Annotated in this window: 31 protein-coding genes; all 31 read left to right on the top strand. The window is 68.3% G+C overall.

The window, feature by feature from the left end; genetic code table 11:
• The first annotated feature begins 17 nt into the window (after positions 1-17).
• Complete coding sequence (locus C0010_RS11125) at positions 18-1,538, top strand: ParB/RepB/Spo0J family partition protein (RefSeq protein WP_105567149.1); 1,521 nt, start codon at positions 18-20, stop codon at positions 1,536-1,538.
• Positions 1,539-1,620: 82 nt separating this feature from the next.
• Positions 1,621-1,785 (top strand): hypothetical protein, encoded by a 165-nt coding sequence (locus C0010_RS15015; RefSeq protein ID WP_158685481.1) that lies wholly within the window; start codon positions 1,621-1,623, stop codon positions 1,783-1,785.
• The gene (locus C0010_RS11120; RefSeq protein ID WP_158685480.1) at positions 1,785-2,033 is read left to right on the top strand and encodes a hypothetical protein; all 249 of its coding nucleotides are present in this window, start codon (positions 1,785-1,787) and stop codon (positions 2,031-2,033) included. Before C0010_RS15015 ends, C0010_RS11120 begins: the two co-directional genes overlap by 1 nt.
• 5 nt (positions 2,034-2,038) lie before the next feature.
• Positions 2,039-2,479: a hypothetical protein gene (locus tag C0010_RS15010; RefSeq protein WP_158685478.1), complete on the top strand. Its 441-nt coding sequence runs from the start codon at positions 2,039-2,041 to the stop codon at positions 2,477-2,479.
• Positions 2,476-3,249, top strand: a complete 774-nt coding sequence (locus C0010_RS11115) for a hypothetical protein (protein ID WP_158685476.1) — start codon at positions 2,476-2,478, stop codon at positions 3,247-3,249. Before C0010_RS15010 ends, C0010_RS11115 begins: the two co-directional genes overlap by 4 nt.
• Positions 3,236-3,733 (top strand): hypothetical protein, encoded by a 498-nt coding sequence (locus C0010_RS11110; protein ID WP_105567146.1) that lies wholly within the window; start codon positions 3,236-3,238, stop codon positions 3,731-3,733. Before C0010_RS11115 ends, C0010_RS11110 begins: the two co-directional genes overlap by 14 nt.
• Entirely contained in the window at positions 3,726-4,127 is a 402-nt protein-coding gene (locus C0010_RS11105) for a hypothetical protein (protein ID WP_105567145.1), read from the top strand. Before C0010_RS11110 ends, C0010_RS11105 begins: the two co-directional genes overlap by 8 nt.
• 395 nt (positions 4,128-4,522) lie before the next feature.
• Positions 4,523-5,239: a hypothetical protein gene (locus tag C0010_RS11100; RefSeq protein ID WP_105567144.1), complete on the top strand. Its 717-nt coding sequence runs from the start codon at positions 4,523-4,525 to the stop codon at positions 5,237-5,239.
• Positions 5,240-5,264: 25 nt separating this feature from the next.
• Positions 5,265-5,951: a hypothetical protein gene (locus C0010_RS11095; protein WP_105567143.1), complete on the top strand. Its 687-nt coding sequence runs from the start codon at positions 5,265-5,267 to the stop codon at positions 5,949-5,951.
• A gap of 2 nt (positions 5,952-5,953) precedes the next feature.
• The gene (locus tag C0010_RS11090) at positions 5,954-6,178 is read left to right on the top strand and encodes a hypothetical protein (protein ID WP_105567142.1); all 225 of its coding nucleotides are present in this window, start codon (positions 5,954-5,956) and stop codon (positions 6,176-6,178) included.
• A 246-nt stretch (positions 6,179-6,424) separates the two neighbouring features.
• Positions 6,425-6,664: an HNH endonuclease gene (locus C0010_RS11085; protein WP_105567141.1), complete on the top strand. Its 240-nt coding sequence runs from the start codon at positions 6,425-6,427 to the stop codon at positions 6,662-6,664.
• Complete coding sequence (locus C0010_RS11080; protein WP_105567140.1) at positions 6,664-7,098, top strand: ATP-binding protein; 435 nt, start codon at positions 6,664-6,666, stop codon at positions 7,096-7,098. The genes C0010_RS11085 and C0010_RS11080 overlap by 1 nt, the downstream gene beginning before the upstream one ends.
• Positions 7,099-7,213: 115 nt before the next feature.
• Complete coding sequence (locus C0010_RS11075) at positions 7,214-7,711, top strand: hypothetical protein (protein WP_232531918.1); 498 nt, start codon at positions 7,214-7,216, stop codon at positions 7,709-7,711.
• Positions 7,650-8,294, top strand: coding sequence for a P27 family phage terminase small subunit (locus tag C0010_RS11070; RefSeq protein WP_105567138.1), 645 nt, complete (start codon positions 7,650-7,652; stop codon positions 8,292-8,294). The genes C0010_RS11075 and C0010_RS11070 overlap by 62 nt, the downstream gene beginning before the upstream one ends.
• On the top strand, positions 8,224-10,089 hold the full coding sequence (locus tag C0010_RS11065) for a hypothetical protein (RefSeq protein WP_105567137.1): 1,866 nt from the start codon (positions 8,224-8,226) through the stop codon (positions 10,087-10,089). Before C0010_RS11070 ends, C0010_RS11065 begins: the two co-directional genes overlap by 71 nt.
• Before the next feature lie 14 nt (positions 10,090-10,103).
• A complete protein-coding gene (locus tag C0010_RS11060; RefSeq protein ID WP_105567136.1) occupies positions 10,104-11,606 on the top strand; it encodes a phage portal protein family protein in 1,503 nt (500 codons plus the stop codon).
• A complete protein-coding gene (locus C0010_RS11055; RefSeq protein WP_105567135.1) occupies positions 11,603-12,886 on the top strand; it encodes a head maturation protease, ClpP-related in 1,284 nt (427 codons plus the stop codon). Before C0010_RS11060 ends, C0010_RS11055 begins: the two co-directional genes overlap by 4 nt.
• A 3-nt stretch (positions 12,887-12,889) precedes the next feature.
• On the top strand, positions 12,890-13,252 hold the full coding sequence (locus C0010_RS11050) for a capsid cement protein (RefSeq protein WP_105567134.1): 363 nt from the start codon (positions 12,890-12,892) through the stop codon (positions 13,250-13,252).
• A 10-nt stretch (positions 13,253-13,262) separates the two neighbouring features.
• Positions 13,263-14,174: a phage major capsid protein gene (locus tag C0010_RS11045; RefSeq protein WP_105567133.1), complete on the top strand. Its 912-nt coding sequence runs from the start codon at positions 13,263-13,265 to the stop codon at positions 14,172-14,174.
• A gap of 2 nt (positions 14,175-14,176) precedes the next feature.
• The gene (locus C0010_RS15160) at positions 14,177-14,491 is read left to right on the top strand and encodes a hypothetical protein (protein ID WP_198410831.1); all 315 of its coding nucleotides are present in this window, start codon (positions 14,177-14,179) and stop codon (positions 14,489-14,491) included.
• Positions 14,492-14,512: 21 nt separating this feature from the next.
• Positions 14,513-14,881 (top strand): hypothetical protein, encoded by a 369-nt coding sequence (locus tag C0010_RS11035; protein ID WP_105567132.1) that lies wholly within the window; start codon positions 14,513-14,515, stop codon positions 14,879-14,881.
• Positions 14,878-15,204, top strand: coding sequence for a hypothetical protein (locus C0010_RS15005; RefSeq protein WP_158685474.1), 327 nt, complete (start codon positions 14,878-14,880; stop codon positions 15,202-15,204). The genes C0010_RS11035 and C0010_RS15005 overlap by 4 nt, the downstream gene beginning before the upstream one ends.
• 9 nt (positions 15,205-15,213) lie before the next feature.
• Positions 15,214-15,534, top strand: coding sequence for an HK97 gp10 family phage protein (locus C0010_RS11025; protein WP_105567130.1), 321 nt, complete (start codon positions 15,214-15,216; stop codon positions 15,532-15,534).
• Complete coding sequence (locus C0010_RS11020) at positions 15,527-15,937, top strand: minor capsid protein (RefSeq protein WP_105567129.1); 411 nt, start codon at positions 15,527-15,529, stop codon at positions 15,935-15,937. The genes C0010_RS11025 and C0010_RS11020 overlap by 8 nt, the downstream gene beginning before the upstream one ends.
• Positions 15,934-16,692 (top strand): phage tail tube protein, encoded by a 759-nt coding sequence (locus C0010_RS11015; RefSeq protein WP_105567128.1) that lies wholly within the window; start codon positions 15,934-15,936, stop codon positions 16,690-16,692. The genes C0010_RS11020 and C0010_RS11015 overlap by 4 nt, the downstream gene beginning before the upstream one ends.
• Position 16,693: 1 nt before the next feature.
• Positions 16,694-17,107: a DUF7426 family protein gene (locus C0010_RS11010; protein ID WP_105567127.1), complete on the top strand. Its 414-nt coding sequence runs from the start codon at positions 16,694-16,696 to the stop codon at positions 17,105-17,107.
• Between the two features lie 68 nt (positions 17,108-17,175).
• Positions 17,176-17,427, top strand: a complete 252-nt coding sequence (locus C0010_RS11005) for a hypothetical protein (protein ID WP_105567126.1) — start codon at positions 17,176-17,178, stop codon at positions 17,425-17,427.
• 3 nt (positions 17,428-17,430) lie between these two features.
• Complete coding sequence (locus C0010_RS11000) at positions 17,431-20,235, top strand: phage tail tape measure protein (protein WP_105567125.1); 2,805 nt, start codon at positions 17,431-17,433, stop codon at positions 20,233-20,235.
• A 44-nt stretch (positions 20,236-20,279) separates the two neighbouring features.
• Complete coding sequence (locus C0010_RS10995; RefSeq protein ID WP_158685472.1) at positions 20,280-21,011, top strand: phage tail family protein; 732 nt, start codon at positions 20,280-20,282, stop codon at positions 21,009-21,011.
• A gap of 18 nt (positions 21,012-21,029) precedes the next feature.
• Complete coding sequence (locus C0010_RS10990; RefSeq protein WP_105567123.1) at positions 21,030-22,136, top strand: hypothetical protein; 1,107 nt, start codon at positions 21,030-21,032, stop codon at positions 22,134-22,136.
• Entirely contained in the window at positions 22,133-23,266 is a 1,134-nt protein-coding gene (locus tag C0010_RS10985) for a M23 family metallopeptidase (protein WP_105567122.1), read from the top strand. The genes C0010_RS10990 and C0010_RS10985 overlap by 4 nt, the downstream gene beginning before the upstream one ends.
• The last annotated feature ends 50 nt before the right edge of the window (positions 23,267-23,316 follow it).

Genomic DNA, 23,316 nt, shown 5'->3' with positions numbered 1-23,316 from the left:
ACGAAGGACACCCCAGCATGGCTACCACCTACGACCCGCACACTGCGCCGGGCGAGCTCGTCACCGTCGAGAGCGACAAGCTCGTCATCGACCCGAACGTGCGGCGCGACATCAATCTCGACAAGAGCTTCATCTCGTCGATCCGCCAGTACGGCATCCATCAGCCCCCGGTCGGGTGGCGCGACGACGAAGGCCTCGTGCACATCACGATGGGTCAGCGTCGCACGTCGGCCGCGTTGGAGATCGGGCACGACGTCGTGCACGTGATCGTCAAGCCGCGCAGCGCGGCCGAGGGCGACCGCGCCGAGGAGCTCCGCATCATCAGCCAGCTCGCCGAGAACGAGCAGCGGTCGGAACTGTCGACGGCCGAGACCGCGGCCGCGTACAAGCAGCTCGCCCTGTTCCATATGAGCGCGGGCGACATCAACGTCGAGCGGGTCGCTCGGAAGACGAACCGGTCACGGAAGACGATTGAGACGGCGCTCGCGGTCGCGGGGTCGGAGGCGGCGACGTCGGCCGCGTCCGAGTTCTCGCTGACGCTCGACCAGGCGGCGCTCCTGGCCGAGTTCGATGGCGACCAGGAAGCGCAGGACCGCCTGGCGGAGACGGCGACGACGAACCCAGACCAGCTGCCCCACGTCGCACAGCGGCTCCGCGACGACCGCGCAGACGCGGCGGTCGTGGCACGTCTCATCGACGACGCCCGCGCCGCGGGCTACACGCCCGTCACCGCATGGCAGGACATGCCCGACAGCGTCGCACCCGTGCACCGCCTGTATCCGGCCGACGACGAGGAGAAGCGGCCGATCGGCGACGAGCCCGACCTCGCCGGCGCGACGAACGTCCACGCGTTCATCGTCAAGGGCTACAGCGCCGACGGAGCCCCCGAGGACCGCGGGCACCGCGTCGACCTGTACGTCGACGGCTGGAAGGCCCAGGGCTTCCTCGACCGGTGGGGCAACCTCGGCAACCGGCCGCAGACCGACGAAGACAAGGAAGCGATCAAGGAGGAACGCCGCGCCAAGCGCGAAGCGAAGAAAGCGATGATCGCCGCAACCGCCGTCCGCCGCGAATGGCTCCGCGACACACTCCTCGCCCGCGGCGCCAAGTACGACGACACGCACCGCCGGTACATCGCAGGCGACATGCTCCGCGCAGCCGGCCACCTCCACGGCCACAACACCGAGAAGGTCACGCTCGAGCTCCTCAGCCTCGACCCGGAGAACTACGTCGGCAACTACCGGATCGACCGCATGACCGGCCGCGAACTCGTCAGAGGAGCAAGCCTCGCATTCGAATCGGACCTCGAACACGTCGACCCCACACGCATCGCGCTCGCCGCGGCGGTCGCGGCGAGCGAGTCGGTTGTCGGGAACGAGAAGGCGGACGACTTCGGCCGCGACCCGCGCACGTCCCGGTACCTCGCTCGGCTGCGCGACTGGGGGTACACGCTCTCCGACGTCGAGCAGGCGATCGTCTCCGCCGCGGAAGAGCGCGTCGCTGCCGCGGTGGACACCGACGAGACGGGCGCCGCATGAGCCTGCCGCTCATCTTCGCCGTCTTCGCTGCCGCGATCGCCATCGGCGCTGCCATCCTCCACACCGACAAGAAGGCCTGACGATGCCCCTCGACACCACGCCCGCCCAGCCCGCACCTGTCTGCCCCGAGTGCCGAGACACCAAGCACAAGGCCTGCGCCGGCATCGCACTTGCTGCTGACGACTCGATCGGCCAGTGCGCCTGCTCGTGCGGCACGGCGACCGGCGCGACCGGAGCGGCTGCCTGATGCCTGCCGACTACGTCGACACGCGCATCCGCCCCTCGGACCTGTGGGACGAGGGACCAAGGCCGAAGTCGACCCGGTGGCGCGTCGGCGACGTCCTCGTGCTGCCCGACGGCGACCGGGTCCGCCGCTGGGTGATCCGCACACTCACCGGGTCCGGTGATGTGGAACTCGAGCAGACCAACGCCGGAGCCGGCGTCTGGTGGCGCACAACCCTCGACAGGCTCCCGGCGAAGGGGAAGACCCGATGATCACGATGACGACCGACAGCCTCGTTGAGCACCTGCGAACTGCCGCGGCGGCAACCGAGGAAACCCGAGACGACCTCGAAGGAGAGCTGCTGCAGGCCGCGACGCTCCTCCGATCGGCTGCGGACCAGATCGAGCGCCTGCAACAGACGAAAGACCGTGCCGCCATCGGATGGGCCAAGGCCCTCGAAGAAGCCGACCGTCTCCGCGCCGCGCAGGCCCGTCCCGAGTGGGCGTACATGACGGTCTACCTCGAACGCGACCGAGCCCGAGCGCTCGCAGCCCGCCTCGAAGCCGAGCTTTCCACCGCAGAGACGCTGATCACGGCGATCGAAGAGGGAATCTCGCCGACCCCGGACGCCGAGCTCGACGAGAACAACACACGAGACGTGCAACGAGTGCGCGACCTGATCGACGACCACATGGCCAGCAGAGGAGTAGACCGATGACCACCGACACACCCAGCGCTACAGGCTCGATCCGCCTGCCCCGCCACGAAGCCGAATGGCTGATCCGAGGCGCACTCGCCGCAGCATCGACCGACGACGTCACTCCGATGCTGCGTGCCGTGCACGTGACGGTGGCTGGCGGCCGCGTAACGGCGACTGCGACCGACCGGTACCGCGTCCACCAGCTGTACGTCACGATCGACGACGCCGAAACGACGGGCCAGTTCCTGGTCGACGTGCAGCACGCCAAGCGGCTCCTGCGGTCGTGGCACACGCCTGCCGCGCTCTACCGCGAGCAGGTGGTCGTACTGTCCTGGACGGACCCCGAACCGCTCCCGAAGGGCCACACGGGGCGCATTCCGCGCTCCGCATGCGGAACGATCACGTTCGAGATCCTCGCGGACGGGAACGACCCCGATGCCGACCGACTCACGTACGAAGTCGCCCAGGTCCGTCTCACGACCCCGGGGTTCTTCGACAAGCTGACCACGCTCTTCGCAAACGTGGCGGACGACGTCGACGGCGACGGCGACGTCCTCCGAGACATCAGCCTCGACACCAAGCTGATAGCCGCGACGAAGTGGCTCAACACGGACTCGTTTGCGCCGATGCGTTTCACCATCCCGCGCAAGGGGGCGACCAAGGCCAAGCCGCTCATCATCACCAACGGCAGCGGTACGGCGCGAGCACTCATCCAGCCGAGCCTCCTCCACTCCGCAGTGCCATACGGCGAGGCCACCGGGACGGGCGATCACGATGCTCAGTCCTGACGAGCTGAGGGCGGAAGCGCGCAGGCTCCGGATGCTGGCCGACGTTTGCGCGAGACGCGGGGAAGAGAACATCAGCGAGGCGTGCGGCTGGGGCGCCGAATCACACGAGCGCCTGGCCGACGTGATCGAGTACGCCGAGCTGCGTGGCGACTGGATCGATCGCCAGTACCTCGCGTTCGCACACGGGGAGGCCTACAGTCCCGCGCCAGAGAAGCGGTGCGGCTGCTACCAGTGCATCTCCCGTGAGATCGAGGACAAGCCGTTCCCTCACAACACGGTCCAGTTCATGGTCCTGTGCGAGTCGTGCGGGAACAAGCGGTGCCCGCACGCCGAGCACCACGGCAACCCGTGCACGGGTAGCAACGGTCCGGGGCAGCCCGGGGCCGTCCGTTACCCGGTGCTCACACCTGAGGAGCGTCGCGAGCGGATCAGGCGATTCCTCGCTGACACAAGGGAGACCAACGAGAGGGAGAGCAATGCCTAGGTTCATCATCAAGCCGAAGCCCGACGAGGAATTCTACGTCACGTACTCGACCATCGTGGATGCCCCGGTCGTCTGGGGCACGCGGGAAGAAATCTGGCGTGAGGATCCGGATGCGTCTCGGCACCGCCTGGACCGCGCAGACGACGCGGGAACGTCGGCCGTGTGGGGATGCCCTCCCTACCTAGGGTGGGGCACTGGCGAGATTACGGTCGTCGAGGGATTCGACCTCGCCGACATCCCCGGCGATGCGGCTTATGCACTGGTAGCTCGCGGCGACTTGCGCGCACTGTGCGAGTCGTACGGCGAGGACGGCCACTGGCATCCACCGGCTGGTGTCATTGCTTGGCGCGACGTGGATGGAAACTCCGTGTCTGAGAGGGAAAGCAATGCCTGATCGCGCTCGCCGCGGTTGGCCGCGTACCGCCCGTGGTCGACGGATTGATCCGACGACGGGGAAGGTTCACATCCCGGAGCTGGCGAAATTCTACGTCGTCTATTACCCGGAGGCGATGGTGCTCAAGGTTGGCCGTGCCTGGCGGGAACGACGCTTGAACGAGCACGAGGCGGCGGGCGCATTCATCGCGTGGTTCTGGGAGGGGGTGCCGGCGTCCTGGGAGGCCGGGGCCCTCGCAGTGCTGCACGAGTGGTTCGACCCGGCATTCCGTTCGCGAGCTGACGCGTCCGCGGTACTCCCTCACGAAGGGAAGGGCTGGACGGAGTGCTTCACGGTCGCGCCCCAAGCGCTCGACATCGCCATCGACATGATCGCCCACGAAGGAGTCACCCGGTATGAATACGGGCCCTCACCTGCAACCCTCGCTCGCCTCGCTGACGGCCGAGGAGATGAGCCTGCTGCCGATCTCGGCGCGGCTCTTGGCGGTCGTGCTGACGATGCGGGCGCACCCGAGCGAGCCGACGCGGCTGAGTCTGCCGCAGATCAAGCAGCGCGTGTTCCCGTTCGACGAGACAGTGACGATCGACAGCCTGACGCTGGACGTTCTGGCGCTCGAGGAGGTCGGATTCTTGTCGACGCTGGTGGGCACGGACGGGCGCGAGCGGTACCTCGTCTCGCTCGACGTCGCGGCCGCGGTCACGCCGGCCGCCGAGCCTGCACAGCCTGCTCACAGCGAACACATAGCGACGGTAGGGAGAGAGGGAGAGCAGAGAGCGAGCGAGGGCGCGAGGGCCGTGCCGCCGCGCCGCTCGTCGTACCGGAAGCCTCCGCCTCGGTTCTGCCCCGAGCATGCTCCGACGAACGGCAGCGGTGGGGAGTCCTGCGTCGAGTGTCGGGATGCACGGATGGAATGGACCACCTGGCACTTCGAGGTCACGCACGGCATCGATCCCGACGACGACCCACCAGTCGTCCCACGGCCGACGCCTTCGCCGCGCTCGGCCCCGTCCGCGTCGGCCCGTGGAGGGCGCCGGCCCCGGTTCCGTCCTGCCGACGCGCTCGACGACCCGAACCTGCCGGGCTATCTCCCGGACGACGAGATTCCCTTCTGACCATGCGACGAGAGCGGAGGCTGCTGTGCCGAATGACCTGATGTCGATGGACCCGTCGTGGTCGACCTGGGCCGAGCGCCTGCGCTGGCACCTGGGGGAGATCCCGACGCTGATGGGCGCGATCCTCGCCCTTCGTGTTCCGTTGAGGGCTGCTCGATATGACCGCGAGGTCGTGTCCGGCTCGGGCGCTGACGGGTCGCCGGCGCCTCTGAACGTCGAAGCGATCGACGACGCTGACGACCTGTGGCGAGAGCTGGCCCGCTTCGGAGCGACCGTCGAAGGATGGTTCGAGGAACTGGGGGAGTGGGACGAGCACGCCGGCGTGATCGCCGTGTCGGCGATGCCGGGTATGACCTCGATCTTCCGTGGCCATCTCGTCGCCGGCGTGCACGTCTCACTCGACGAGGCGACCGCGTACGACGAGGCCTCCGACGTGACGCAGTGGATCGGTCGCCGTGCGGATCTGATCTCGGGACGGGATGACCTTCGGGTCGAGGCCGAGCGGCTGTGCGTTCTCGTCCGCAAGCTCCGATCGCGCTACCTCGTCGACAGGGTGCAGCGATCCCGGCCGCTGCGTCGGCAGTGCCGCACCTGTGGCGAGGTCGCGGTCGTGGTCGAGTGGGCCGAGCTTGTCTCGCGCACGAAGGCGCACGGAGTCGGGCGCTGCACGGCGTGCGGGCAGGGCTACGTCGAACTGAGTAAGGCGGCGTGACCGTGGGTGCGCCGCGGATGCTCACGTTCCGGCAGGCGGCCAAGGTCGCGGGCCGCTCGGTGCGGTCGCTCCACAACTGGCGAGCAGCCGGGATGGTCACGACGCTGAACGACAAGGGGCACCGCGTCGTGCACGAGGAGGAACTGATGAAGCACAAGCGGATCCACCTACGCGCGAACCCCGTGCACGCGCAGCGTCTACGCAACCGAGTGCGCGACACGCCGTAGCGAGACGCGCTTGCGTTGGCCCCGTCTTCACACCCCAAGATAAGGATGAGCGCAAACTGTGAGAGCCCGGCCCCTGAGGGAGCCGGGCTTTCGCGTTGGCTCCATCGATTGGGGAATCGGACCGGGCCGGCCTCGGCGGGATGACAGGACCGCCGGGGCCGGCACGCATCGGCTGGGGGAGCGATGGACAACGGGGCGAGCATCCCCGCGTGGAGCGGGCGTCGAGCCCAAGACGCGCTCCGCCGGGTGAAGACCGCCGGCCGCCGCAACCGCACGCCGTGCTGCATCTGCCGGCAGAAGGTCGACTACTCGCTCGAGAAGCCGCACCCTGACGCGTGCACCGTGCAGCACGTGAAGTCACGGAAGCGATTCCCTGAACTGACCTGGGACCCGTCGAACTGGGCGCCGGCGCATGCCAGTTGCAACTACGCCGACGGTCCCGACGGAACGGCCGGCATCCTCGGCGCAACGTCGCAGGAGTGGTGATGCGCCAGGTCGTCATCCTGTGCGGGCCGCCAGGCGCCGGCAAGACGACCGCCGCCCGCGCCTCTGGCCTGCCGGTGTTCGATCGCGACGACGACCAGTGGACATCCGAGAAGCAGTTCCGCGATGCTCTCCGTGCTCTGGCCGTCTTGCCGGGCGCTCGTGCCGTGATCATCCGCTCCGGCGCGACATCGAACGCACGACGGACAGCGGCCGAGCTCGCGGCCGCGACCCACACCTTCCTGCTGCTCGCCGATCGCGACGAGCTCAAGCGCCGAGTCCGACACCGCGACCGGCCCGGCGTCGCCGGCACCCTCCGCGGCATCGACCGATGGTTCGCGAGCTTCGACCGACGCGACCAGGTGCCCGACTTCCCCGGGTGGCCGGCCCTCGCCGAGCCGACACCGACGCTCGGCGCGACATCGACCGACTGGTGACCGTCACTCGCGTCGAAGAAAAATCCAGAGCCCGCGGGAGGGGGACAGGGCGGGCGGGGCTCGCCCTCTCCCCCCGAGCGCGCGACCGGGTACCTCTCCGGCGGATGCGCGGGCGGTGAAAACGGACCCAGGTTCGAACGCCCGTCCGGGAGGCACGATGCGCGACCGCGAGCAGATCCGGCGCATGTTCGACGTCGCCGGCACGATCCGCGGCACAGCTCGTGAGCTCGGCGCCGGCCGCAACACCATCCGTCGCGCCCTCGACCCCGACGCCGCCGACACGTACCGCCGCCCCTCGATGGCCGAGGAGTACGAGCCCGCCGTGCGCGACGTGCTCGCCGACCATCCGCGCCTGACGGTGCCGCAGGTCGCCGAACTGATCGACTGGCCCGGCGCTCGCCGAACGCTCTCCGACCTCGTCGCTCGCATCCGTCCGCTGATGCTCGAGCGCGAAGTCGAAGACCTGACCCGCCCACGCCTCGGCCGGATCCGAGCCGGAACCATGACCATTGGGCGAGCGTCCGCGCCCCACATCACCGTCGGGAGGCTCCGTGACCGCGAAGCGGAAGACCCCCGCGAAGCAGGCCTACCCGCTGCCGGAACACCTGCCTGACGACGTCGCCGGGGTGTGGATTGAGACCGTCGAGCGCGGCCGCATCGCACCGAGCGTGTCCCCGGCACTGCTCGAGTCCTACTGCAACCTCGTCGTGCGTTGGCGCGAAGCCGCCAAGACCGTCGCCGACGAAGGCCTCGTCGTTGATGGCGGCGAGAAGCGTGGCGCGATCGTGCACCCGGCGCTCGCCGCAGAGCGGCAGCTGAGCGCACAGCTGAAGGAATGGTCGCCGCTCGTGAACCGGCCCGCGTCGGCGGACCGCAAGCGGGGTCCGGTGTACGACGCGACTAAGCGTTCGATCAAGGCAGCGGGCCTCGACGAGAAGCCCGAGTTCGAGGGCGCGTGCCTCGCGGTGGCGACACAGGCCTGGCTGATCGACGAAGCGCAGCGCGGTGGGATCGAGGAGTTGCAGAAGGCGGCCTACGTGCTCATCCCGTCCTACGTGAAGGGGTGTGCCGAGCTGCAGATCACGCCGGCGTCGCTCCCGCCGGAGGCGACGAAGAAGGCGAGCAATGGCGGCAAGGTCTCCAAGTTCGAGGAAGCCGCGGCCCGGCGCCGAGCCCGCCAGGCGAGCTCGGCGTAAGCCGCTCGGCCCGACGTCGTGGGCGACGCCCGTCGGGTGCAGCCAGAAGTACGTCGACGTCGTTCACGACGGCGACAAGGCGACGCCGGAGACGGCAGCGAAGTTCGGCTCGGCAGAGCCGCGCATCTGCACGCCTCCTCTGACGAACCTCACGCCGGAGACGTCGCTCGGCTTCGACGTGATCGAGTTCGCCGACGAAGTCCTCGGCATCCAGCTCCTGCCGTGGCAGCGGGTCGCGCTGATCCGCATGCTCGAGCTCAACAGCGACGGCGACCTCCGCTTCCGCACCGTCGTCATCCTCGTCGCCCGCCAGAACGGCAAGTCGACACTCGCCCAGGTCCTCACGATCTGGCTGCTGTGCGTGTGGGGCTGGCCCCTCATCCTCGGCACCGCGCAAGACCTCGACGTCGCCGAAGCGCTCTGGGAAGAGGTCGTCGAGATCGTCGACGACAACGACGACCTCCGCGACATGGTCGACAAGGTCGTGAAGGTCAACGGCAAGAAGAGCCTCAACCTCACCAACGGCCGCCGCTACAAGGTCAAGGCCGCCAACCGGCGAGCGGGACGCGGCCTCTCCGGAAACCTCGTCCTCCTCGACGAGCTCCGCGAGCACCAGACGTGGGACGCCTGGGGCGCGATCACCAAGACCACGATGGCCCGCGCCGAGGCCCTCATCCTCGCGCTGTCGAACGCCGGAGACGTCACCAGCCGCGTGCTGCGCTACCTCCGCCTCCTCGCCCACAAGGCGATCGGCGACCCCGACGGCATCAACGCCGCCGCCGAGGAAGACAAGCTCGGTCCCACGCAGTTCGACCTCGACTCGCTGAAGTCCTTCGACGACGGCACCGACGGCGACGTCGACGAGGATCTCGAAGACCTCGACCTCGACGAGCTCGACGTCGACGAGCTCGAACAGGACGAGGAAACCCTCTGCCTCCTCGAATGGTCCGCGACGCCGGGCCGCGACCGCCGCGACCGCGAAGGATGGCGCCAGGCAAACCCGTCGATCGGCTACACGATCTCCTGGCGCACCGTCGCCGCCGCCTGCAAGACCGACCCCGAGTGGATCTTCCGCACCGAGGTGCTCTGCCAGTGGAACGACGGCGCCACGTCCGGACCGTTCGAACCCGGCTCCTGGGAGAGCACGACGATCAAGACCCAGCGCCTCGACGACGGCTCCGAGATCATCGTGAGCCCCGACGACCGCATCGTCAGCCCCGTCATGGCCGGCATCGGCCAGTCCACGAACGGTTCCCTCGTCTACATCGCGCTCGCCGGATGGCGGGCCGATGGTGACGCGCAGGTCGAGGTGGTCGCGGGCCGGTACGGCACCGACTGGGTCGAAGAGTGGCTCTCCTCGCCCGACCGCAAGGGGCGGATCCAAGCGGTCACGGGCCAGCGTGCGGGGGCGCCGGAGTCATCGATCCTGAAGAAGCTCAAGGCTGATCGCGGCTTCCGGCTCGACGTCGTGGACATGGATCTCGTTGGGGCACATCACGAGGCGTACGAGCAACTCCGTCGGCGAACGGTGTGGCACCCACCGCTGCAGCAGCTCGATCTGGCAGCGCAGACGGCAGAACGCAAGACGTTGTCGGGCGGTGCGTGGGTGATCGACCACGTGCACAGCCCGATCGACGTGGCGGCGCTCAAGGCGTGGATCGCGGCGCTGTGGGCACTCAAGAACTACGAGCCCGAAGCGACGCCGCCGCCCCAGGAACCTTTGGCGCTCACCGCGACCGATGTGTTCGACCACTACGACACACTGACCGACGACCTCGGGTCGATCGGCTTCTGAGCGAAGGAGGCGGCATGCCGAAGCTGATCGACTGGATCCGTGGGCATCTTGGACCTGTCGCCGCTCTTGACGCCCTGCCGCGGGAAGCGACGACGGAGCTCGGATACTCGTCGAACTCGTCGTACGGTTTCTGGCCGGATCTAGACGAGGAAGAGACTCCGGAGCTTCGCTGGCCCGAGAACATCAAGGTCTACGACAGGATGCGTCGCCAGGATGCTCAGGTTATCTCGGTGTACCGCGCCGTGACCCTCCCGATCGAACGCACGCAATGGTACGTCGACCCGGCCGGAGCGAGCCCCGAGGTTGCACAGTTCGTCGCCGACAACCTGGGTCTGAACGTCAAGGGGAACGACGAGCAAGCGCCTCGTCGCCGGAGCCCGAGCGTCTCCTGGGCTGAGCATCTGCACCACGCACTGCTATCGCTCGCGTTCGGTCACTCCGTGTTCGAGCAGGTGTACCGACTGGGCAGCGACGACCGGCTTTGGCTTCGGAAGCTGGGATGGCGGCCGCCGCGCACGATCTCCCGCGTCGAGGTAGCGCCCGATGGTGGTCTGATCGCGATCGAGCAGTCGGGCTACGGGCTCACCGAGGGTCGCACGTACCGGATGCCGGTCGATCGCCTCGTTGTGTATGTCAACGAGCGCGAGGGCGGCAACTGGCTGGGCCAGTCGCTGTTCCGGCCTGCATACAAGTTCTGGACCCTGAAGGACCGTCTGCTGCGCGTTCAGGCGCAGACGATCGACCGCAACGGCATGGGCGTCCCGGTCTACACGGCATCCGAGCTCCCGGCGAACCTGCTCGACCCCGAGCAGTGGGAGCAGCGCCGGACCAAGGAGATCTCGGAGGGGCTGAAGATCGCCCGCGGCTTCCGGTCTGGGGAGAGCGCCGGCGCGGCCGTGCCGCACGGAGCAGAGGTGAAGCTGCTTGGCGTCGAAGGCACGTTGCCGGACGCCGAGAAGCCGATCCGCTACTACGACGAGCAGATCGCCCGCGCCGTACTCGCGCACTTCCTGAACCTCGGAGGTGACAACTCGACCGGGTCCTACGCGCTCGGCGACACCTTTAAGGGCTTCTTCACGATGTCTGTCCAGGCCGTCGGCCTGCAGATCGCCGACACCGCATCGCGGCACATCGTCGAGGATCTCGTCGACCTGAACTTCGGCCCCGAAGAGCCGGCACCGCGGATCGTGTTCGACGAGATCGGCGAAGGCTTCGCAGCCGAAGCCATCAAGTCGATGGTCGACGCCGGGGTCATCAAGCCGGACGAGGACCTCGAGAAGTTCGTCCGCCAGGCGCTGAACCTCCCGGCGACGAAGCAGACGGAGCCCGGCAGCCCAGACAGCGGCGTGACCTCCGACGACGAAGTGGCCGCAGCGGCCGCACGCGTAGCCCAGATGGTCTACCTCGAGGTGCCGGGCGTACTCACCAAGGACGAAGCCCGAGGCCTCGTCGAACGCGCCGGCGCGAACCTCACCACCCCAGCGCCCGACGAAGACGCACCTACGGAGGAACCATGACCGCCATCTCGCGAGGCATGCTCGGCAGCAGCCCGGACTGGTATCGCACCGCGCTCGCCGACGGCGACGACCGGACCGCCGAGATCCACATCTACGGCCCGATCGTCTCCATCGCCTGGTGGGACGACGAAGTCAGCGCCGACAGCCTCGTCCGAGAGATCGCCGAGCTGGACGTCGACAAGATCCAGCTGCGGATCAACTCGCCCGGCGGCGTGATCTACGGCGCGATCGCGATCATGAACGCCCTCGTCCGGCACCCGGCCAGGGTCACGGCCACCATCGACGGACTCGCCGCGTCCGCCGGGACAGTCGTCATGCTCGCCGCCGAGGAGATCGCCATAGGCAGGGGCGCAGAGATCATGATCCATGACGCCGCCAGCGGCATCTGGGGTCAGTCGCCGGACCTGCGCAAAGAGGCCGACAGCCTCGACCGCATCTCTAACACGATCGGCGAGCTCTATGCCGCGCGCGCAGGCGGCACCCTCGAAGACTGGCGAGCAGCAATGCGGGAAGAGACCTGGTACACCGCCGACGAAGCGCTCGCCGCGGGCCTGGTTGATCGCGTTCTGAACCTGCCGAGTAAGGCAGAGCCTGAGCCCAAGGACGTCGTGGACAGCGCCCGTGCAGCACGCGCGTTCGGCTGGCGTCACGCAGGCCGTGCCGACTCGGCCGCACCATTCATCCCTGCTGCTACTCGGCAGCGGGAGAACGCCGACGACATCGCACCGCTGCGTGCGGCGCTCGCGGCACCCGCGCGACCGGAGATGCCGGTCGCGACGATCCCGGAAGGAACTCCCACTATGTCGGAGAAGATCGCCCAGGGGCTTCGCGAGCGACTCGGCCTGTCCGCCGAGATCGACGACGACGCCGCCCTCACCGCGCTCGACGAGCGCCTCACCACTGCGCCGACTATCGGCGAATCAACGCTCGACGTCGCGATGCCGGAAGGCGTCACGATGATCGACGAGGAACAGCTCGCCTCGCTCCGTGCCGACGCGATCGCCGGCCGTGAGGCACGCGAAGCACAGCGAACGGCCGAGCGCGAGAACGCCGTCGATGCCGCGATCCGCGAAGGTCGGATCGCTCCGTCGCGTCGGAAGAACTGGATCGACCAGATCGCAGCTGACCCGGGCGCCGTCGAGGTGCTCAACAGCCTCGCCGCCGGCACGATCCCGCTTGAGGCGAAGGGCTTCACGGGCGGTGTCGACGAGGCGCCGGACGACGACACCGAGATGTACGCCAAGGTCTGGCCGACGGCCAGCGAGACGAAGGAGAACTGAGCCATGGGCAACTACCTTCCCGTGTTCCGCCCCGGCGACACTGTGACATTCGACGTCACGGCCGACGTCGTCGGCGGACAGACCGTCCAGGTCGGAGGTGCAGATCGCTCTGTCTCTCCGGCGGAGGCCGGGTCGACCACGCTCGTCGGCGTCGCCGGTCATGACGCCGCCGTGGGCGACAAGGTGACCGTCGAGATTGGCAAGCCGATCCACGAGCTCACCGCGTCCGGTGCGATCGCCCTCGGCGATCGCGTCGCTGCCGGAGCCGGCGGCACGGTCGCAACGGCCGTTGAAGGCCAGACGGCCTATGGCCTCGCCATCACCGCCGCTTCCGACGGCGGCCTCGCCCACATCATCCAGCTCTGAGGAGAACCTGATGAACACGTACCCGTTCACCCCGAGCCAGGTGTCGAAGGCGACCGCCGCCGAGCTCCTGGCCTTCATCAAGTCGCCGGCGCTCGTCGCCCGGCGCATGAGCGAGATTCTCTCGGCGCAACAGTTCATCGGACTGTTCCTGCTGCAGGGCCGCTACACGATCCAGGGCGGCGCCATCGCAGTGCCCGCGAACGAGCAGATCCGGACCGTCCGTGCGTCGGAGACCGTCGCGCCGGGCGCCGAATACAAGCTCACACCTCTGAGCGCCGAGCAGTACGAGATCTACACCTCCTCGAAGGAGGGCCTCGCCACCGAGGTCGCCGACGAGGAGATCGGTCGCAGCCTGCGTCAGCCCATCGACGAGGCACTGACGCTCCTGCAGACCGAGCTGGTGTTCGGCGCGAACGAGCTCGCCCTCGGCGTCATCCAGTCGTCGATCACGCAGACGCTCGCAGCGGGTGCCGCATGGTCCAACGGCAAGCAGATCCTGAAGGACGCGCTGAGGGCCAAGGCCTTCGTCCGGAAGCTGAAGCTCGGCTACGACATCGACACGGTGGTCCTCAACGGCGAGCAGTACGCCGAGGCCATCCCCGAGATGCTCGACGTGCTGCCCGACGGCGACGACACGGCCCGCACTGGCAACTTCCCGACCTTCGCCGGCATCACCTGGGTGCCCGCTGACGACGACTCGTTCACGGACCCGCAGTTCGTGGACCGTCGCCGGTTTGGCGGTATCGCCCGCGAGGTCATCCCGTCGCCGGAGTACCGACCTGTCGGCAACGATACGGGCGTCGAGATCGCACCGATCCGTGAGCCGAAGTCGGACAAGACCCGCCTGCAGGCGCGCAACCCGCACGTGCCTGTCGTGACCAACCCGCTCGCGGGCCTCACGATGACCGGAACGGGGGCCTGACCATGGCTGATCAGTACGAGGTCAAGGCGAACGTCGTGAAGGTCGCCGTCGGCGACCCGGCCGGCAACCGCGTCGCACGGATCCTCCGCCGCGGCGCGATCGTTCCCGACGGCGTCGACGAGAGCACGCTCAAGTCGCTCGCCGGCCGCCGACTCATCGCGAAGGTCACCAAGCGTGGGCCGTCCGCCGCTGAGAAGGCCGCCGCCGAGAAGGCCGCCGCTGAGAAGGCGGCTGCCGAGAAGGCCGCCGCTGAGAAGGCCGCCGCCGAGAAGGCCGCCGCCGAGAAGGCCGCCGGCGAGAACACAGCGGCGAAGTAACAGAGAAGGAGGCGAAGGATCGTGGCCATCACACCTGACCAGATCGGGACAGACGAGGACGCGGCACGTCGAGTGCTCGTTCGCGCCCGATCCTTCGCCCCCTGTCTCGACAGTCTCGCCGACGAGCGACAGAAGGACGCGATAGCGATCCTCAAGGGCGTTTACGCCGAATTGCCCGACCCGGGCGCTCGGCGGGCGCGGTCGCTCAGCCGGAACGGCACGGCGATCACGTTCGACGACCTCGAGTCAGCTTTCTCCGACGACGACATCCGATCGCTCCGATCGCTCTGCACGGCCGCCGCCGACACCGTCGCGGCAGGCATGCCGAGCGGAGCATTCCCGATCGATGGCATCGCAGTCGGGGTCTGGCCAGGAGAACGCTACTCATGAAGTGGCCGGACTTCTTCTGGCCTCACGAGGTCACTGTCCGCGACGTCACCGGCAGTGGGGGAATGGGTAAGCAGCATGGCCCGCCCCGGCGTCTCGACGCTGAAGTGAAGGACGAACAGCGCGTTGTGAAGACGCGGGACGGCGTCGAGATCGTTTCTCATGCCAACGTCACCGTCCGGATCGATGCCGGCGTGCGTCTGGGCGCTCTCGTCACGGTGTGGCCCGGCGAGCCGGACGCCGAGCGGGAGGCCGAGGTGCTGCACGTTGGCCGCCACGTCGAGCGACCCCCGCTCGAATCGTTCGTCGTGCTCTACCTCGAGTGAGGAGCCCTCGTGAAGATCCCCAACCCCATCCTGTCGACGGTTGAGGAGGCCGTGCAGGACGAGATGCGGAAGGCCGGTCGGGAGGTTCTCAAGGACGCCCGCACGCGTGCACCCAAGGACACCGGCGCGCTCCGCAAGACGGGCCGCGTGAACGTCGACGACCTCACCGTGCAGGTCTCCTTCAACGGCAAAGTCGCGGCCATCCAGCACGAGAACCTCGACTTCCAGCACCCGACCGGGGGAGAGGCGAAGTTCCTCGAGAACGCCGCCCTCGACTTCGACCTCGAGGGAGCGATCGCCCGCGGCGTGAGGAGCGCGCTCGATGGATGACACGACCCTGACACGCCTGCTGCTGATCTACCTCTCCGGTGTCCCCGGATGGGAATGGCGGCCGGCCGGGCCCGAATACACGAGCGCCGAGGTGGGCCTGTTCTACGGGCCGATCGCGGCGGCGCCTGATCGGGCGATCGGCGTGCGCGTGTACGCCACCGAAGACGACCGGCACCTGTCGCAGCGCCGCGTGCAGATCCGCTTCCGCGGAGCGCGCGGCCGGGTCGACGGCGCCGACCAGCTCGCCAGTACCGCGTTCGCGGCACTCGGCGGGCTCTCCCGGGTCGACAGGATCCTGTCGGCCACTCGAATCAGCATGGCCCCGCTCGGGGCCGACACCAACGGTCGCGACGAGCGGACCGACAACTACCTCATCACCCTCGACAACCTGGAGGCATCATGAACAGGGTCCCGCTCCCGGCAGATACGACGCTCGGCAAGAGCTTCGAGTACGGGCTCGACATCAACCTCGGAACGCCCGGCACGCCGCAGTGGCAGAGCATCCGCCGCATCAGTGCATTCGCGCCGACGTTCCCGCCGACGACCAGCGACATCGCCACGTACGACGACCTCGGCTCGCCGAGCGAGGCCGTCTCGGGCCGCGGCTTCGCGACGGCATTCACCGTGCAGGGGAACCGTTCGCTCCTGACCGGTATGTACCTGCCCGAGGTGGAGCGGCTCATCGCTGCGAGCCGTGCGAAGGGCGAGGCTGCCGTCGTCGACGTCCGCTTCTACCACAAGCCGGAGAACGGCACCCCGAACCCCAACGACGCCGGCCGCTCGACGGCACGCGTCGAACTGTCGCGGCAGAACACCGGCAATGCCGAGGTGGAGGTGTTCTCGATCACCCTCACGGGCATCGGCGAGTTCACGCCGATCGCGAACCCGTTCCAGGGTTGGGACGCCACCGCCCCGCAGGTGTCGTACGTCGGACCCGAGGCGGCCGTGGAGGGCGACCTCATCACGATCACGGGCGACAGCTTCCTCGAAGCGACGGAGCTGTCGATCGACTCCGTCGCGGTCGACCCGAGCGACTACCAGATCGTGAACAACTCGACGATCATCGCGCAGCTCGGTGCCGGCGAGGCGGGCACGGTCCCGATCACGGTGACGAACCCGGCCGGCACGTCCGCGCCGTACACGTTCACGCGAGGCTGACGTGTCAGCGGTCTCCTTCGAGGAATGGGCCGCGCCGGGTCTGGAGCTCGAGCTGGGCGGCCGCACCTACATGGTGCCGCCGCCCAGCGTCGATGCGTCGAGCAAGATCCTCGCGTCCGCCGTGCGCGGCGAGATCCAGCTCGGCATCGTCAAGGGAGAGGTCCCCGCGGAGGTCTCCGCGGTGCTCGACGCGATCGGCCCTGATGAGCATCCCGCGCTCGGACCTGTCTACGCGCAGCTCGTCGCCGACGGCGTCTCCGCGACGACGATAGACCGGATGGGCTACTACGCCGTCTTCTACTGGGCTCGCGGCCGTGAGTACGCCGACCGCCTCGCGGTCGCCATGTGGGCCCCGGAGACGGCCGGCGACGACGACGCTGGCACGGGCGGTGACGGGGCCCCAAAAGTCTCGTAACGGCCGAGGACTGGGCGCCCTACGGCGTCGGCACGCCGGACGAAGACGGCTGGTACCCGGACTATCGGGTGCCAGCCGACGTCCGGCCGGCCGCGCCCGCGGCGCCCGCCCCGGCCGGTGCGACCAAGATCGACCTCGACGAGTCCCTGCTCACGCTCGTCGAGAACTGGCGGCTCGTCGTCGCCGACCTCGCCCTGCACTACGGCGTCGACCTGTACGACCCGGCCGTCCGGGGCCGCCCGTGGCCGGGCGTCCGGACGATGATCTTCAGCCTGCTCGACAGCGACACGCGTCTGAGAAGGGCGCTCACCCGGAGGTGAACCATGCCGCTGCGCGTCGCCGACCTCGAAGTGCTCTTCACGGCCAACACTGCCGGGATCCAGAAGGCCGAGGCCGACGTCAAGCAACTCGGCAAGACCGTCGAGGGCAAGCCGATCGAGCAGAAGGTCGGCGCCGACACCAGCGACGCGCTCGCTGGCATGGACCGCGTCGAGCAGGCCGCGAAGCGCATCGTGTCCCACGACACGGCCGTGCAGATCGACGCGAACATCGACCGCGCCACGAAGGGCATCGACCGCACAGAGCAGCGCCTCGAGTACCTCCGCTCGGTGGAGACAGAGCTCGACGTGTCGGCAGACATCAAGCGCGCCGAGGCCCGCCTCGACAAGCTGACCCGGCAGCGCGACGCGCTCACGCGGTCACGAGAGACGATCACGGTCGACGCGAACACGGTCCCCGCTGAGGAGAAGCTCGACGAGATCGAAGACCACGCCGCCGAATCCGGTAGCGAGGCCGGCGACAACCTCGGCGACGGCATCCTCACCGCCCTCAAGACGATCCCGATCGCCGGCGCCGTCGTCGGCATCGCCGCCGCCGTCGGCACGGCCGTCCACAAGGGCTTCACCGACGGACTGCAGCAGGAAGTCACCCGCGACCAGCTCAAGGCCCTCACCGGCATCGACGAAGCCACAGCTCGCCGCTTCGCGGTTGCCGCGGGGGAGGCGTACTCGCTGACGTTCGGCGAGTCGATCGAAGCGAACATGGACACGTCGCGGCTGGCGTTGCAGTTCAACATCCTCGACGAGGATGCGACGCAGCGTCAGGCGCAGAAGACCATCGAGGGACTCACGGGCATATCGGAGGTGCTCGGTGAGGAGGTCCGCCCGATCGCGGCGGCCGTGTCGACGATGCTCGCCACGGGCGTCGTGAAGTCCGCCAGCGAGGCGTATGACGTCCTCGCGACCGGCGCCCGCGAGGGCGTCAACCGCAACGAGGACCTGCTCGACACGTTCACGGAGTATCCGGCGCTGTTCGACAAGCTCGGCCTGTCCGGGCAGGAAGCGCTCGGGCTCGTCAACCAGGGCATGCAGGCCGGTGCCCGCAACAGCGACCTGGCAGCGGACGCCCTGAAGGAGTTCCAGATCCGGGCGACCGACGCCTCGGAGGCATCGGCCGAGGGGTTCGAACTCCTCGGGCTGAACGCCGAGGAGATGACGGCGAAGATCGCTCGCGGCGGCGACGACGCCCGCGACGGGCTCGCACAGGTCCTCGACGGGCTCCGCGACATGGAAGACCCGGTCGCCCGCAACCAGGCCGCAATCGCCCTCTTCGGCACGCAGGCTGAGGACCTCGGCGAGGCGCTGTTCGCGATGGACCTGTCGACTGCCGTCGACGAGCTCGACGGCGTGACGGGTGCCGCGCAACGGATGTTCGACACGCTCAAGGACAACGACGCCACGAAGATGGAGGCCGCGAAGCGGAACATCCAGGTCGCGGTCGAAGGCATTCAAGGGGCACTGGCGAACGCGTTCTCCGATCCGCTCGGCGATTTCGCCGACTGGGTATCGACGAACCGTGGCCCGCTGATGAGCTTCCTCGGCGACCTCGTCAACGGCGCATTCGACATCGGCGTCGGCTTCCTCGAGAGCCTCGCCGGCGCGACGGAGGGCATCGGCGAGTTCATCGGCGGGCCGCTCGCGGACCTTGCCGACATGATGGGCCGCGCCACCGTGCTCCTCAATCCGAAGATGGGCGCCGAATGGCTGCAGATCTCGAACGACATGCGCGGCTTCGGAGAAGCGGCCGAGACGGCGGCGGACGTGCAGCGGGACACGCTGATCCCGACGCTCGAGGCCGCCCGCGACAAGGTCAACGAGTTCTTCGACCCGGCCATCGCGACCGGCTACATCCACGACGCGGCGCTCGAAACGGCCGACGCCGTCTCCCAAGTGGGAATCTCCGCGAAGGACGGCACCGAGCTCATCGACGCCTTCACAATCGCGAAGGACGGCACCGTCGAAGCATCGAGCCGGCTCACCGAACAGCTCGAGGGCGCGATCGGCGCGATGGAACATGAACGCGAAGTCGCCAGTCTCGCCGGTGAAAGCCAAGCAGAACTCGAGGAGCGATACGACGCATCCCGCGAGGCGCTCGTCGGGCAGCTCGTCCAGATGGGGCTGACCGAAGAAGGCGCCAGGGCACTCATCGCACAGATTGAGAAGACGCCGTCATCAAAGCGGACGTCGTTCTCATCGAACGCGACCAGCCAGAAAGCACGAATCGACGGGCTGCGCGGAAGCATCAACTCCATCCCCGGGTACAAGAAGGTGACCATCACCGCCGAGTACATCGAACAGAAGCAACCAGGCTGGGGCGTCTACAGGCCAGGTGCCGTGATCGAGACCCCCACCGGACTGCCGAAGTTCAACAGCGACGGCACCCTCAGCTACCAGCACGACGGAGCAATCGTCGAACTCATGGCCGAAGGCGGCGTCCGCGGACTCGCACCCATGGCGCCGATCGCACAAACCGTCTCGCCCAACACCTGGCGAGTCGTCGGCGACCGGCCCGACGTCCCCGAGCTCTACCTACCCCTCGACGGCTCGCCCCGCTCCTGGGCTCTCCTCATGGAAGGCCTGCACCGCATGCCCGGCTCGGCACCCATGGCCGACGGTGGCATCCTCTCCACCAGCGACGGCACCAGCGCTCGCCGCGGTACAGGGGCGATGCCCCACATTGGTCTGGCGGTCGTGAACGCGGCGGGGATGTCACCGGAGGCGATTCGCCGGATGGTGCGTGTGGAGCTGAGGAAGCAGATGAACGATTGGTTCTCACGCGGAGGTCTGTAGTCATGGTCGGCAGCGCGGAATCGACTCGGTGGACTGTCGGGGGAGTGCATTTCAGCGGCGGGCCGTTCGACTTCACGCCCGGGATCTACGTGCGCGAGGCCGAGGGGTTCCTCGGCGGGGGCGCCGTATCGGCGGAGGACATCTTCGCGATGCGGCGCCCTGGCCTTGTCCGCACCCGGAACCGTCGCGACGCCGCGCGAGAGCCGGCGCTCGAGGGATTCATCTACGCCCCGACCCCGTCAATGCTCGGGACGCTGATCGACAGTCTGCAGCGCATACTCCCTGGCGACGACGACCTCGGCTGGCTGTCGTGGACCGAGTTCGGCCGGCCATGGCGCCGTGCGCTCGTGAAGCGCAACGGGGCGGTGCAGATCGTCCGGCGCGGGTCGACTGGCTTCGCGGACTTCACGATCGAGTTCAGAGCGGACGACCAACGGGTCTATGCGGGGGACGAGGAGCAGACCGCCTGGGCGTCGACCGTCACGATCAACCACTACGGCACCTATCCGGCGCCTGTCGTGATCCGGGTGCGAGGTGTGCACACGGGCGGTTACACGATCACGGGCCCGGGCGGGCGCGTCGACGTGACCCGCGACCTCGTCGACGGCGTCTGGCACAAGTACGACGCCGATACCGGGATCTTCTACGTTGCCGGCACTCCGGTGAACCAGGGCGTCGCCCGCCGCGACCCGCTCGAGCTCCCGCCCGGGCAGCACACCTTCGCGACCTCGGCCGGCGAGCTGCAGGTCACCTACTCGGAGACGTACCTGCCATAGCGCGGAAGGGGGCGAACGATGGTCACTCGCTCCTACGCGATGTACGGCACGCTCGACGGTCACCCGATCCCGATTGCTCTCGACTCGCAGAGCGTCGAGGGTCGGTGGCGATTGTCGATGACCTCGCGAGGCTCCGGGACGCACCAGATCAGCCTCGCGACATCCCCGTACGATGCGTTCACGTGGCGGGAGTCGGTCCGCAACTGGTGGACGACGCTATGCGAGTTCCACGACGGCGTCCCGATGTATGCCGGCCCGGTGCGGAACTTCACATGGTCGGCCGAGGACGAGATCCTCGAGCTCGAGACCGTCACCGCGGACACGCTGTTCGAGGACCGCTACCCGTTCTCGGCGGGCGAGGGCGCGTACGGCACATCGGCGGCTGACTTCCAGATCGTGTCGATGTCGCTGCGCGGCGCGCTCGCGAAGGCCGTCCAGCGCGGCATCGGTGCCGGCATGTGGGATCCCGCGTGGGACCTGCCGCTCGACATCCCCTACCTCGGCGAAGCCGGCAATTTCTCGCATCTCTGGGAGGGTGAGGACTGGACCACGATCGACGAGATCATCGACCACATCCGGTCGAAGACTGGCGGGCCGGATCTCGCGCTCGTCCCGAAGATTGTCAACGGGTACCTCCGCTACGACGTGATGATCGGCGACCCGAGGATCGCGGGACCAACGATCGACCTGCCGATGTCGGTACGGTCGCCGCGCGGCTCGGGGCTGAAGCGGACCTTCTCGGGCGAAGGGCAGCTGTCCCGCGTCTTCGCCCGCGGCGAGGGCTACGGGGAGGATCGCCCGGTCGAGGAGGTCGGCCCGGTCACCGGCCCACCGATGGCGGCGCGTGAAGCGGCCGTGGATCTGGTCGCGGAAGACGGCGACCTCCGCGATCTCGCCGAGTCGCACATCGCGAAGCACAGGTCACCATCGCAGGCGACCGAGTTCCGGCTACACGCCGAGCAGGGCCGGCCGGCACTGCCGCGCCTGCGCCTCGGGACGCGATTCCACCTGACGTACTCCGGCGACCGGTTCCTGGCCCCCGAGGACGGCATGCACTACACCGTCGGACTGTCCTACAGCAGCACCGATGAAGAGACGTACGAGCCGGAGGTGGTGCCGCTGTGAGTAGCGTCGTCAACCCGGCCGAGTTCCAGGCGCTCAAGGAGGAAGTGAAGGCGCTTCGGGCCATGCTCCGGGCGAACCCGTTGCGCCACGCGTCGACGGATCGTGGCAGCGTCCGGATGAAGGACGGCTCGGTCATCCGCGTCGAGGGGCTGTTCGAGCTCGTCGGGCGTGCCGTTCTGTCCGGGCAGGTCGACATCTCCGGGACGCTCGGCGTCGTTGGACCGACGACGATCACCGGTGACACCTCGATCGACGGCGACCTCGCGATCACAGGCGACACCTCGCTCGAGGGAACCTTCGACCAGACCGGCACGTACAACGTCCAGAGTGGTGCCGGCTTCAACGTCCGCTCAGGCGGCGACGTCACCGTGCATGACGGTGGCGAGGTCGTCGTCAACGGCCCAGAGCCGATCACGCTCAAGCGGTTCAACATCCTCGGCAGCGATGTCGCGGCGATGCAACTCGGCACCGGGCCGTCGTACATCTTCGGCAACGACGGCATCGTCATCATCCAGGGTGAGACGGCTGTGGATCTCGTGGGTGATGCGTTCGCGATGCGGGGCCTGCCGGACGGGGCAGGTGACTACCTGGTCACCGCTGACGCGTCTGGGCAGTTGTACAAGACACCACGGTCCGGAGACGGCGGCGATCCGGGGGACCCGGGTGATCCACCGGTTCTGAATCCCGAGGGCTACATCTGGCCCGTGAGCGCCTCCCAGTGGGGCGTTTCGTCGTCTTGGCAGGGCCACAAGGATCGCAACCCGCCGAGCGCCGAGCCGGGCACGGACGTCGAATGCCCGATCGGGACGAGCGTGTACGCGCCCGCTGACGGCGAGATTACGCAAGTGAACCTGTCGAACGCGAACGCGACCGGCCGGTACGTCGCGATGAAGACGGACGGCGGCGCCTGGTTCCGGTTCCTGCATCTGTCCGGCTCGCCCGTGACAGTCGGGCAGCAGGTCTCGCAGGGCGATGTCGTCGCGGTCTCCGGGGCGTCTGGCTTCGGTAGCGACTACGGGTACGGCGCCCACTGCCACATCACCTTCTGGTCGGGCCCATCGGCCTCCATGCCGAGTTTCGGCGCGACCGAGGACTTCGAGGCCTATATGGCGGCACAGGACGCCGCGTAGGTCCACTTCTGCCCGGAGAGATCCGGGGAGATGTCGCTAGCGACCGCTAG

Source organism: Microbacterium halophytorum, assembly GCF_002970975.1.
In the GTDB taxonomy this organism is placed as follows: domain Bacteria; phylum Actinomycetota; class Actinomycetes; order Actinomycetales; family Microbacteriaceae; genus Microbacterium; species Microbacterium halophytorum.
The sequence above is the reverse complement of the archived record's forward strand: the minus strand, read 5'-3'. Positions and strand labels throughout refer to the sequence as shown.

Excerpts from the sequence above, each read along its gene's own strand:
- C0010_RS11125 (WP_105567149.1), top strand. The coding sequence starts at position 18 with ATGGCTACCACCTACGACCCGCACACTGCGCCGGGCGAGCTCGTCACC.
- C0010_RS15015 (WP_158685481.1), top strand. The coding sequence starts at position 1,621 with ATGCCCCTCGACACCACGCCCGCCCAGCCCGCACCTGTCTGCCCCGAG.
- C0010_RS11120 (WP_158685480.1), top strand. The coding sequence starts at position 1,785 with ATGCCTGCCGACTACGTCGACACGCGCATCCGCCCCTCGGACCTGTGG.
- C0010_RS15010 (WP_158685478.1), top strand. The coding sequence starts at position 2,039 with ATGACGACCGACAGCCTCGTTGAGCACCTGCGAACTGCCGCGGCGGCA.
- C0010_RS11115 (WP_158685476.1), top strand. The coding sequence starts at position 2,476 with ATGACCACCGACACACCCAGCGCTACAGGCTCGATCCGCCTGCCCCGC.
- C0010_RS11110 (WP_105567146.1), top strand. The coding sequence starts at position 3,236 with ATGCTCAGTCCTGACGAGCTGAGGGCGGAAGCGCGCAGGCTCCGGATG.
- C0010_RS11105 (WP_105567145.1), top strand. The coding sequence starts at position 3,726 with ATGCCTAGGTTCATCATCAAGCCGAAGCCCGACGAGGAATTCTACGTC.
- C0010_RS11100 (WP_105567144.1), top strand. The coding sequence starts at position 4,523 with ATGAATACGGGCCCTCACCTGCAACCCTCGCTCGCCTCGCTGACGGCC.
- C0010_RS11080 (WP_105567140.1), top strand. The coding sequence starts at position 6,664 with ATGCGCCAGGTCGTCATCCTGTGCGGGCCGCCAGGCGCCGGCAAGACG.
- C0010_RS11065 (WP_105567137.1), top strand. The coding sequence starts at position 8,224 with ATGGCGGCAAGGTCTCCAAGTTCGAGGAAGCCGCGGCCCGGCGCCGAG.
- C0010_RS11060 (WP_105567136.1), top strand. The coding sequence starts at position 10,104 with ATGCCGAAGCTGATCGACTGGATCCGTGGGCATCTTGGACCTGTCGCC.
- C0010_RS11055 (WP_105567135.1), top strand. The coding sequence starts at position 11,603 with ATGACCGCCATCTCGCGAGGCATGCTCGGCAGCAGCCCGGACTGGTAT.
- C0010_RS11050 (WP_105567134.1), top strand. The coding sequence starts at position 12,890 with ATGGGCAACTACCTTCCCGTGTTCCGCCCCGGCGACACTGTGACATTC.
- C0010_RS11045 (WP_105567133.1), top strand. The coding sequence starts at position 13,263 with ATGAACACGTACCCGTTCACCCCGAGCCAGGTGTCGAAGGCGACCGCC.
- C0010_RS15160 (WP_198410831.1), top strand. The coding sequence starts at position 14,177 with ATGGCTGATCAGTACGAGGTCAAGGCGAACGTCGTGAAGGTCGCCGTC.
- C0010_RS15005 (WP_158685474.1), top strand. The coding sequence starts at position 14,878 with ATGAAGTGGCCGGACTTCTTCTGGCCTCACGAGGTCACTGTCCGCGAC.
- C0010_RS11020 (WP_105567129.1), top strand. The coding sequence starts at position 15,527 with ATGGATGACACGACCCTGACACGCCTGCTGCTGATCTACCTCTCCGGT.
- C0010_RS11015 (WP_105567128.1), top strand. The coding sequence starts at position 15,934 with ATGAACAGGGTCCCGCTCCCGGCAGATACGACGCTCGGCAAGAGCTTC.
- C0010_RS11000 (WP_105567125.1), top strand. The coding sequence starts at position 17,431 with ATGCCGCTGCGCGTCGCCGACCTCGAAGTGCTCTTCACGGCCAACACT.
- C0010_RS10990 (WP_105567123.1), top strand. The coding sequence starts at position 21,030 with ATGGTCACTCGCTCCTACGCGATGTACGGCACGCTCGACGGTCACCCG.